Origin of the sequence: Actinomadura sp. KC216 (assembly GCF_004348535.1) — a bacterium.
Taxonomy (GTDB): Bacteria; Actinomycetota; Actinomycetes; order Streptosporangiales; family Streptosporangiaceae; genus Spirillospora.
Window position 1 is genome coordinate 1 of the sequence record NZ_SMJX01000306.1, and the last position, 9,844, is coordinate 9,844.

11 protein-coding genes are annotated in these 9,844 nt (G+C 66.6%); 3 read left to right on the top strand and 8 right to left on the bottom strand.

What is annotated here, in order from left to right; translation table 11 throughout:
* Positions 1 to 962: family 2B encapsulin nanocompartment shell protein (locus tag E1264_RS34460; protein ID WP_243711340.1), on the bottom strand; the 962-nt coding region annotated here is incomplete at its 3' end.
* A gap of 213 nt (positions 963 to 1,175) precedes the next feature.
* Here E1264_RS34460 and E1264_RS34465 point away from each other — a divergent pair.
* Entirely contained in the window at positions 1,176 to 1,508 is a 333-nt protein-coding gene (locus tag E1264_RS34465; protein WP_132180340.1) for a metalloregulator ArsR/SmtB family transcription factor, read from the top strand.
* Positions 1,509 to 1,741: 233 nt separating this feature from the next.
* Here E1264_RS34465 and E1264_RS34470 read toward each other — a convergent pair whose 3' ends face one another.
* Positions 1,742 to 3,175 (bottom strand): MFS transporter, encoded by a 1,434-nt coding sequence (locus E1264_RS34470; protein ID WP_243711341.1) that lies wholly within the window; start codon positions 3,173 to 3,175, stop codon positions 1,742 to 1,744.
* A 58-nt stretch (positions 3,176 to 3,233) separates the two neighbouring features.
* Complete coding sequence (locus E1264_RS43960; protein ID WP_165964534.1) at positions 3,234 to 3,851, bottom strand: hypothetical protein; 618 nt, start codon at positions 3,849 to 3,851, stop codon at positions 3,234 to 3,236.
* Positions 3,852 to 4,274: 423 nt separating this feature from the next.
* Here E1264_RS43960 and lpdA point away from each other — a divergent pair, with 423 nt between their 5' ends.
* The gene (lpdA, locus tag E1264_RS34480) at positions 4,275 to 5,678 is read left to right on the top strand and encodes a dihydrolipoyl dehydrogenase (RefSeq protein WP_132180342.1); all 1,404 of its coding nucleotides are present in this window, start codon (positions 4,275 to 4,277) and stop codon (positions 5,676 to 5,678) included.
* Between the two features lie 108 nt (positions 5,679 to 5,786).
* On the opposite strand, the gene E1264_RS34485 is transcribed toward lpdA, so the two are convergent.
* Complete coding sequence (locus E1264_RS34485) at positions 5,787 to 6,362, bottom strand: hemerythrin domain-containing protein (protein ID WP_243711342.1); 576 nt, start codon at positions 6,360 to 6,362, stop codon at positions 5,787 to 5,789.
* Positions 6,363 to 6,437: 75 nt separating this feature from the next.
* Here E1264_RS34485 and E1264_RS34490 point away from each other — a divergent pair, with 75 nt between their 5' ends.
* A complete protein-coding gene (locus E1264_RS34490; protein ID WP_132180346.1) occupies positions 6,438 to 7,883 on the top strand; it encodes a recombinase family protein in 1,446 nt (481 codons plus the stop codon).
* Between the two features lie 369 nt (positions 7,884 to 8,252).
* On the opposite strand, the gene E1264_RS43965 is transcribed toward E1264_RS34490, so the two are convergent.
* The 4 genes from E1264_RS43965 to E1264_RS34505 form a co-directional block, all read right to left on the bottom strand.
* Positions 8,253 to 8,414 carry a hypothetical protein gene (locus E1264_RS43965; RefSeq protein ID WP_165964535.1) on the bottom strand — a complete coding sequence of 54 codons (162 nt, stop codon included), beginning with the start codon at positions 8,412 to 8,414 and terminating at the stop codon, positions 8,253 to 8,255.
* 4 nt (positions 8,415 to 8,418) lie between these two features.
* On the bottom strand, positions 8,419 to 8,733 hold the full coding sequence (locus E1264_RS34495) for a hypothetical protein (protein ID WP_132180348.1): 315 nt from the start codon (positions 8,731 to 8,733) through the stop codon (positions 8,419 to 8,421).
* A 17-nt stretch (positions 8,734 to 8,750) separates the two neighbouring features.
* Positions 8,751 to 9,101 (bottom strand): hypothetical protein, encoded by a 351-nt coding sequence (locus E1264_RS34500; RefSeq protein WP_132180350.1) that lies wholly within the window; start codon positions 9,099 to 9,101, stop codon positions 8,751 to 8,753.
* 3 nt (positions 9,102 to 9,104) lie between these two features.
* A partial coding sequence (locus E1264_RS34505; RefSeq protein WP_132180352.1) for a replication-relaxation family protein occupies positions 9,105 to 9,844 on the bottom strand: 740 nt, incomplete at its 5' end.

Here is a 9,844-nt window from a genome sequence, read left to right on the forward strand (position 1 = left end):
CGCTGCGACAGGTCGGTGTTGTGCAGGAGCCCGAAGCCGCGGTTGTTGACGAGCTCGTTCTCCTGGCGCTCGCGGAGCGCCTCGACGGTCAGCCGGAGCTGCTGCTCGACCTGGTCCATCGGCTCGTTGTAGAGGTCGGCGACGCGGGTGTGCACGCGCAGGACGGTCTGCGCGACGCTCAGCTCGTACTCGCGCGGCGAGCCCTCGTAGTCGACGAACGTGCTGGGCAGCGACGGCTCGCCGTCGTGCCCGGACGCGAGGTCGATCGCGGCCTCGCCGTGGTCGTTGGCGGGGCGGTTCGGGCTGGCCCGGTACTCGTCGAGGTGCGCCTGCAGGGACGTGGACTGCCCGAGCGTCTCCTGGAAGTCGGACTCGCTCATGCTGAGGATCGTGCAGGCCGTCAGGGCCTTGACGGTGTAGTCCCACGTGGCGGGCTCCTCGCCCTCGGCCGTCCCGACGAGGGCCTGCTCGCCGAAGAAGTCGCCGTTGGCGAGCGTCCCGTGGACGGCGTCGGCGTCGAACTGGCCGGCGCCGATCTGCTGGAGCTTGCCGTGCGCGACGAGGATGACGCGGTCGACGGGACGGCCCCGCTCGACGATGACGTCGCCGGGCTCGTACTCCTGCTGGGTGAAGCGGCCCGCGATGGCGTCGAGGGTGAGGTCGTCGTCGAAGCCGCGCAGCGGCGCCAGCTCGCCGAGCTCGCGGGGGATGACGCGGATGTCGGCGCCGGTGGTCACGAACGTGACCCGCCCGTCGCCGAGCGTGTAGGTGAGCCGCCGGTTGACCCGGTACGTGCCGCCGGCCGCCTGGACCCAGGGCAGCAGTTTGAGCAGCCACCGCGAGGTGATGCCCTGCATCTGGGGGACGGACTTGGTCGTGGTCGCCAGATTCCGTGCCGCTGCGGTACCGAGGCTCAACTGCTGCTGTTCTTGCTGCTGCTGGTCCTGCTGCTGTTCGGTCACGTCCACACCACCGATTCGTCGCCGGTCTGCCAGTTGCGGCCGGGTTCGGCCAACCGTGACGCTACAGACGGTAATCAAATGATCGCAATGAGCCAGTGCCCGCACCTCTCCTTTGCCGCACCGCCACACAAGTCGCACCCGCCCGCGATAGCACGGCGATCACCACTGAATATGCCGAGCAATTCATATGAACCGACGGTTATTCTGGGGTCCATGTCGCCCGCGCCGTCCGCGTTCGCCGTGCTCGCCGAGCCGGCCCGCCGCCGCATTCTCGACCTGCTGCTGGAGCGGCCCCGGCCGGTCGGCGAGCTCGTCGAGCGGCTCGGGCTCACGCAGCCGGGGACGTCCAAGCATCTGCGGGTCCTGCGCGACGCCGGGCTCGTCCGGGCCCGGCAGGACGCGCAGCGCCGCGTGTACGAGGTGCGCCTCGAACCGCTCGCCGAGGTCGACGCCTGGCTGACCCCGTACCGGCGCGCGTGGGCCGCCCGCCTGGACGCCCTCGAACAGCACCTCGACGCCGGGGATCACGGACCTGGGGACGGGTGAGGCGAATCACCCGGCCGGGCGGGGCGGGTCAGGAAAAATCGACCTCATCCTGGTGTTGGGAGTAATGAGCATCGGGCCTGGTCAAAGGAAGGGCCCGGCGGATCCGGAGGGAGGCTCCCAGTGACCCTGGTTTGGACAGCACTGGCGATCGAGACCGGCGCCGCACTGGTCGTCGCGGGATCATTGGCGGCCTGGTCCCGCCGGCACTTCGCCCGCGACACCGGCCCCGCCGACTAGGAGCTGGCCCCGGCTCCGGAGCCCGCGGGCTCCGGGGCCGGCTTTTCTCCGGCCTTATCGATCGGCACCCCGGCCGTCTCCCGGATCTTCATGATCGGAATGAGCGCGACCAGCCCGGCGAGCATCAGGTAGTAGGCCGGGATGTAGTTGGAGCCCGTCACGTCGATCAGCGACCCGACGAGGACGGCGGCCGTCCCGCCGAAGATGGACGTCGAGATGTTGTAGCCGATCGCGAACGCCCCGTACCGCACCTTGGTCGGGAACATCGCCGGGAACGTCGCGGCGATCACCGCCAGGATCAGCACCAGCAGCCCCCCGACGATCGCGTACCCGAGCGCGACGCCGATCGCGTTGTCGGTCTGCATCAGCGCGAACGCGGGCCACGACAGCAGGATGTAGCCGATCGCCGCCGTCATCAGCAGCGGCTTGCGGCCGATGCGGTCCGACAGCGCGCCGAGCGGCACGATCACCGTGATCATGACCGCCTCCACGCCGATGGTGATCAGCTGCGCCGTGGTCTCGTTCATCTCCAGGAAGTCGACGAGGTACGACGGCATGAACGTCAGCAGCGTGTAGTCGGCGACGTTCAGCAGGAACACGATCCCGATCAGCATCAGGATGACGCGCCAGTAGTGCTCCAGCGTCTCCTTCAGCGGCGACTGAGCCTTCTTGCCCGCCTCCTCCATGCGCTGGAACGTCGGGGTGTCCTCGATGCGCGTCCGGACGTAGAGGCCGACGAGGCCGAGCGGCAGCGACAGCAGGAACGGGATCCGCCAGCCCCAGCCGTGCATCGCCTCGGTGGTGAGCGCCAGGTCCATCAGCAGGACGAGGCCCGCGCCGAGGATGTAGCCGGTCAGCGTGCCCAGTTCCAGGAAGCTGCCGAAGAACCCCCGGCGGCGCGTCGGCGCGTACTCGGCGATCATCGTCGCGGCGCCGCCGTACTCGCCGCCCGTCGAGAAGCCCTGCACCAGCCGGACGAGGAGCAGCAGCAGCGGCGCGGCGACGCCGATCGTGTTGTAGCCGGGCAGGATCCCGATCATGAACGTGGAGCCCGACATCAGCAGGATCGTGGTGGCGAGCACCCGCTTGCGGCCCAGCTTGTCGCCCATCGGGCCGAAGAACATCCCGCCGAAGGGGCGGGCCAGGAACGCCGCCGCGATCAGCGCGAACGAGCGCAGCGACGCGCTTCCCGTCGCGCCCTCCGGGAAGAACACCGTGCCGATGATCGCCGTCATCACCCCGGCGCTGAACACGCCGAAGTCGAACCATTCGACGCAGTTCCCGATCGAGGAGGCGATGACGGCCTTGTGGACGGCCTTGGGGTCGCTCTCGTCCTTGGACAGGTCTACGGCACCCTTGGACAGGTCTGCGGCACCGGGGCCTCCGCGTTCCGGTTCGCTGCCGGGGCCTGCGTTCTTCGGCGGTTCCACGGGCCTTGATCTGCCCCAAGATCGGCGAAGCTAACGCCGGGCGCGGCGCCCCGATGACTCAGCGTGACCGGCGGGATGTCCTCCGGGAGTTGCGCGGCGCGTCCGCCCGGTCGGCGAGGCCGTCCGGGATCGTGGGGAGGACGGTGGTGCGCTGGGGATCGTCCACCCTGGCCTCCTCTTCTTCGGTTTCCTCCGCCTCGGGGAGCTCGTCCTCGGGGAGCTCGTCGGTGGTCTGCGGGTCGGGGGCCGGGTCCGCGTCGTCGTCCAGGAGCTCGTCGAGGGTGGCGATGGCGTGCGTGGCGTCGGGGTCGTGATCGTCGTCGTCGGTCAGCGGCAGGTCGTCCTCGGGGATGGACATCAGCGCCTGGGTCTCCTGCGCCTCCCGGGTGATCACGCCGCTGGCGAGGACGGTGTTGCGGTGCCGCAGCGCGCCGTTCTCGCGCAGCAGGTTGTCGACGTCCGCGCGGACGCGGGCGACGCGGCGGCTGGCCCGGACGTGCACGAGGAAGCCGCCGCTCGCGAGGCCCAGGATGAACGCGGCGACCGGGATGCCGACGGACGCCGGCGCGAGGGTCGCCACCAGCGCGACCGCGATCAGCGCGACGACCACTCCAAGCGCGAGATAGTGCTCCTCGATCCAGTCGAGGACGGTGTTGACGCGCTTGGGAATTCGCACTCGTCTTCTCCTCCACTCGGCCTGAAACGTGGACAACGACCGGGTCGCGGCGCCGTGTTCCATGCGCGCCTCCGGCGCGATGTTCCATGCGCCGCCCGCAGGGACGGTCCTCGTTCTCGGCACGGGCTGCTTGGCGGGTACCGCCGGGCTCACCGGCCGGGGCGGTGTGTGGGCCGGCGCCGCTCGGGCGCCGCCTCGCCCCCCGCGGTTCGTTCACGGCAGGGGGCCGATCGAAACACTAACAGGACGCACCGCCCGCTCCGGCGACCGGCGCCCCCCGGCGGCGTCCGGAGCCCGATGTCCCAGGTCCGGCGCGTCCCGACCGGCGCGTCGCGGTTCGCGCGCCGCGGCCGGGGCCACGCGACCGGGGTCACGCCGGGCCGGGATGCGAGCACCGTCGCAGGGCGAATATCGTCCATGGATATGAGCGAACACTTTGACGTCGTGGTCCTGGGCGCGGGCCCGGGTGGATATGTCGCCGCGATCCGGTCGGCGCAGCTCGGGCTGAAGACGGCGATCATCGAGGAGAAGTACTGGGGCGGCGTCTGCCTCAACGTCGGCTGCATCCCCTCGAAGGCGCTGCTGCGCAACGCCGAGCTGGCGCACATCTTCACCCAGGAGCAGGAGACCTTCGGGATCAACGTCGAGGGGCGGGTCTCGTTCGACTACGGCGTCGCGTTCCAGCGCAGCCGGCAGGTGTCGGACAAGCTCGTCAAGGGCGTCCAGTTCCTGATGAAGAAGAACAAGATCACGTCCTATGACGGGCGCGGGACGTTCACCGACCCGAACACCCTCCAGGTCGCCAAGGCAGACGGGTCGGCGGAGACGGTGACGTTCGGCAGCTGCATCATCGCGGCCGGGGCGCACACGAAGCTGCTGCCGGGGACGTCGCTGTCCGAGCGCGTCGTCACCTACGAGGAGCAGATCCTCAGCTCCGAGCTGCCGGAGAGCATCGTCATCGCGGGCGCGGGGGCGATCGGCGTCGAGTTCGCGTACGTGCTGCACAACTACGGCGTGAAGGTGACGATCGTCGAGTTCCTCGACCGGATGGTCCCGAACGAGGACGCCGACGTGTCCAAGGAGCTGGCGAAGCGGTACCGCAAGCTCGGCGTGGACGTGCTGACCTCCACCCGCGTGGACGCCATCGACGACTCCGGCGACAAGGTGAAGGTCACGGTCACCGGCAAGGACGGCGCGCAGCAGGTCCTGGAGGCCGACAAGGTGCTGCAGGCGATCGGGTTCCAGCCGAACGTGGAGGGCTACGGGCTGGAGAAGACCGGCGTCGCGCTGACCGAGCGGGGCGCGATCGACGTGGACGGCCGCTGCCGCACGTCCGTCCCGCACATCTACGCCATCGGCGACGTGACCGCCAAGCTGATGCTCGCGCACGCGGCGGAGGCGATGGGCATCGTCGCCGCCGAGACCATCGCGGACGCCGAGACGATGGAGCTCGACTACGTGATGATCCCGCGCGCGACGTACTGCCAGCCGCAGGTCGCCTCGTTCGGCTGGACGGAGGCGCAGGCGAAGGAGCAGGGCTTCGACGTCAAGACGGCCAAGTTCCCGTTCAGCGCGAACGGCAAGGCGCTCGGCCTCGGCGAGGGCGAGGGCTTCGTCAAGGTGATCAGCGACGCGAAGTACGGCGAGATCCTCGGCGCGCACATGATCGGCCCGGAGGTCACGGAGCTGCTGCCGGAGCTGACGCTGGCGCAGCAGTGGGACCTGACCGTCCACGAGGTGTCCCGGAACGTGCACGCGCACCCGTCGCTGGGCGAGGCGATGAAGGAGGCCGTGCACGGCCTCGCGGGCCACATGATCAACCTCTGACCGCCCTCCGGGGCGGCCGTCGCGGCGCCGTCGGGGCGCCGGGCCGGACGACCGCCGTCCCGGCACCGGCACCCCGGCCCCCGCGCCCGGACCGTCAGCGGATCAGGCTCACGGCGTGTGCCACCGGTTGAGGGCGGCGTAGGCGGGCCGCCACTCGTTCTCGAACGCGGCACGGGCGGGCTCCGGCAGCGGGGCGAGCGTCGCCGCGTAGGTCCGCTCGTCGGCGCCGTCCACGAGCCATGGCAGGATGCGCGACGCGTCGGGGCCGATCCCGGCCGCGTGCGCCTGCCCGAACGCCACGAGCTGCTCGGGCGTCACGGCCTCGTCCATCAGGGGCAGCGCCTCGTCCTCCTCGTGCCGCAGGTGGTCGGTGAGACCGGCGGTGAGGATCTCGACCAGGTCGGCGAGCGGCTCCGAGCCCTCGTCGATCGCCTCGATGACCGGGTCGATGCGGGCGTGCTCGGCCTCCATCGCGTCGAGGAGGGCGAGGTCGTCGGGGCGTCCGGCCAGGGCCTCCCGCATCACCGGCCACAGCGCCTCGTCCTCGGCGGTGTGGTGGGCGTGCAGCGCCTTCTTGAACAGCTCCCAGCCCGGGGCGCCCGCCAGGATACGGCGCGGGTCGTCGTCCTCCCGGGCGGCGAGCTTCGCCAGGTGCTCCAGCTCCCGCCTGAGAGCGTTGTGCATGGCGTACATAAGTGGTCATGTGTTCCCAGGTAGTTTGCACGGTGGAACGGCAAGCCATCCGAGGGGATCAAGCCCATGAGCCTCGCAGCAGCGTTCGTTAGAGTGAGCACAGGCAGCCAAGATGAAACATCCCAGGTCAAAGCCATCAACAGAGCCGCACGAGAGCGCGGAATCACAATCGTCAAGACGTTCCGGCTCAAGGGCTACAGCGCGTCCAAGGGGACTCAAGAGCCAGCACTACGAGAAGCGATAGCGGACATTCAACGCGGCGAATACGAAACGCTGATCGTCACGGAATCCTCCCGGCTTGACCGACGCGAGGACTTGGACGCGCAAGCCGAGATACTGCTTGTAATCCGCTCTGCGGGGGGCGATGTCGTCTCACTCACTGAGCCGAACTTCGGGAAGACCGACTTCGCAGGACGCATCATTACCCTAGTCGCCCAACACGCGAATGCCGAAAAGTCCAAGACGGTCAAGAGCACGTCGTACCGAGGTATGACCATGGTCCGCGACAACAAGGCGCTTCACGGAAAATTGCCAACATATTGGAAGACCAAGGGTAAGCGCTACGCGAAGCAAGCGTACTGTGCCGACCCGCAAGCCGTGAATGACGTCTACGTTCGCATCGCTAGAGGTGAGTCTGTCGCCTCTGTCGGACGGGCACACGATCTGTACAACCAGAGCATAAGAAACTTGATCCGGTTTGAAGCGCATCACACAGGCGTTATCGAATGCTCGTACACCTACGAGGGCGTAACGGAAAAGTGGATACATGAAGTTACGCCCGTGGTCGATTCGGCTCTATGGTGGAGCGCGAACAAAGTGCTGGATGCCAATAAGACAAGCGCCCGCGTCAACAAGGGCGGCCGTCCGATCAGGTCGCCCGCCACCTGGCTTTCGGGCATTCTCCCCTGCCCCGGGTGTGGCGGAAAGCTCTACATCAACGCCAGTCTCACCCCAGCCGGAAACCCGCGCACCCCAAAGCTCTACTGTGCAGGAACTCCAAAGAAGCGTCTTTCGTGTAAGCGTTTCAATCCCTGCGACGCATTGCCCGTGATCGAACTAGTTGAAGAAATGTTCGGGGGAGACACGACGGAGATTCTTGCTTTCCAAAGGGTCGCGGGCAACGCGCACGAACTGGGCGAACTCAAAGCCTCACTTCGTAAGATCCAAGCCCGCCTTTCCGCCACCGAAGACGATGACAAACTCGATGCACTGATCACGGAGCGCAAGGCCATCAAAGCGCGCATAGAAGAATTTGTAGTAGTGCCGGACAACTACGACTACGCGCCGACCGGCCAGACCGTAGCCGAGAGGTGGATCAGCGGGGATGAGAGCGTTAAGCGCAAAATGCTCCGCGCTGTGCGGGAGTCTTTGGGAATGATCCTCGCTCTCCACGATGGACAACCGCGAATCGTGATCGGGACAGACCCGCAGGGCGCGACGGCAGAAGCGGACGGAATCGTTGATCTCGGTGACGGGTTGTGCTTCCGTCGGCATACCTCGCAGGCGGCATAGCCGCTTACCGCAGAACGACAGAGGCTCACTCGGTGCGGGTATCGAGTGAGCCTCTTTCTTGCCGTTCGGTCGTCTACTCCGGGGGCTGGGGTGCGGGGACAACGATCACGATGCGTCCGGCTTCGATGTGGGCGAGGACTTCGGGAAGCCTGACGTCATGGGCCAGGTAGACCACGCCGTGAGCGTGCGGGATGTCTGAGGGTCCCTCACGGGCACCTCTGAGCGTCCGAGCGCGCCAGCGGCGTTCGTCATCGGTCAGGGGCTCCAGCTCGGCGACGGCACGGCTAATCCATTCCCACAGTTCCGGTGTCAGCCCAGCGGGGTGCCGGTCCTGAGAGCGTCCCTGAGCGTCGTTTGCGGCAGCGTCGGTCATGAGGATGGCTCCGAGATTGCCGGGGGCGTAGGGGCCTGCTGGGACGCGTCCGCTGTGCCTGCGATTAGCAGAGCAGCAGCTATGAAGGCGACGAGGAGGACAACTTTCAGGACGACCGCCACGAACTGAATGAACTTGCCATCGGGACCGAAGAACATCAGGTCACCTTTCGATCGCCTTTTCGTCCGATGGTGGTTTGGTGGGCTGGGCGTAGTGGTTGATGTGGTGGTGAATGGACAGGATTGCTAGACCGGTTTCAATGGCCATGCGGACGCCGAGGGATACGACCAGCCATGCCGGAAAGACCAGGACGATCCCGAGAACGCAAAGGGTCAGCCCGATATGCGGCTCTGCGATGACGAATGCCGTAACGGCGAATCCGCCCAGGGTGGCCGTGAAGAACTGCACGATTGCGTGCAGCTCATTCGCGAACGCGGGGGACGCGATTCGGTCAAGTGGCGCGTCCAGATGCTCCATGAGAGTTCGCCAGCGGGTCACACGTCCCCCCACTTCTCACGCGCGTAGCTTTCCGCAGCGCGCCACTTTTCGCAGTAACGCGCCATCCATTCACGGGTGATGGCGGTAGCGGTATAGGTGACGGGACCGAAATTTCGGGTTACCGCGTAATGGTGTCCCTCCCATTCTTCGCTTGGAATTTCCCCCAGGATTCGACCGATGCGGTCTACTTCGGCCCGTTCGGCTTCGTCGTTCTGTCCGATGACCGGGTAAGTGATTTCCACGCGTGGCGGAACGGGAAGGTCGATATTCCTTTCGAGAGCCGAGGCGAGTTCGCGAAGTCCGGCCGCAACTTTGATCCGGCGTAGAGCGTCTTTGCCATTGGTCACGGTTTACTCCCTCTCCTGAGATGCGCTTGATTCTGCGAAGGCCGCTAGTACGGACGTGGCCACGTCGAAACGGCTGACATGGATGAGCTGCGCCGCCCGGTCGCCCATTCGGCTGACGATGCGTCTGAGTGCCGCTGAACGGGTGTCGTCTGCCACTGTCACGAGGATTCGGGGAACGGTGCCGTCAGGCCCGGCGATATTCCGGCCCGCGAAGTCCATGTACCTGTCAAACTTGCGGCGGACCGTGGGCGTGCTTTCGGTGCCCAAATCAACTTCGATCCACCAATGTTGACGGCGGTTCGTTCCGGGTACCGCGACTTTGATATAGGCGTCCGGTCGGAGGTATCCGCCTTGCCCGTCCTCCTGCCAACAGGCCGGTTCCGCAGCGAAATCGGCTAGCTGGAGATGGCCTTTCCGAGCGGATTCCACGCATTGCACGTACAGTTCCGTAATGACAAGTGCGTGTCGGTGCGACCATCGTCCGGGTTTGATATCCGACAGTTCTCTGGGGTTCTTGCGTCCTTCCGCTAGACGCATGAGGCGATGTGCCGAAGGGTCTAGGGAATAAACTGTCTGTCCAGAGCCGCTGAGTATTCCGCCCATTCTCCTTTCTGTCGCTGAGACTGCGTGCCAGTCCACGAGTCGCCGCATGACGTATTGGCAGCTGCGTATCGTGAGGCCGTCGAAATGCAGCCGATGAATTTGCCCGATGGTCGCGGAATTCAGCTGGTAAAGAGTGGTGA

What these genes read in the sequence shown, in the direction of transcription:
- E1264_RS34465 (WP_132180340.1), top strand. Translation starts at nt 1,176, where the DNA reads ATGTCGCCCGCGCCGTCCGCGTTCGCCGTGCTCGCCGAGCCGGCCCGC.
- lpdA (WP_132180342.1), top strand. Translation starts at nt 4,275, where the DNA reads ATGAGCGAACACTTTGACGTCGTGGTCCTGGGCGCGGGCCCGGGTGGA.
- E1264_RS34485 (WP_243711342.1), bottom strand. Translation starts at nt 6,362, where the DNA reads ATGCACAACGCTCTCAGGCGGGAGCTGGAGCACCTGGCGAAGCTCGCC.
- E1264_RS34490 (WP_132180346.1), top strand. Translation starts at nt 6,438, where the DNA reads ATGAGCCTCGCAGCAGCGTTCGTTAGAGTGAGCACAGGCAGCCAAGAT.
- E1264_RS43965 (WP_165964535.1), bottom strand. Translation starts at nt 8,414, where the DNA reads ATGTTCTTCGGTCCCGATGGCAAGTTCATTCAGTTCGTGGCGGTCGTC.
- E1264_RS34495 (WP_132180348.1), bottom strand. Translation starts at nt 8,733, where the DNA reads ATGGAGCATCTGGACGCGCCACTTGACCGAATCGCGTCCCCCGCGTTC.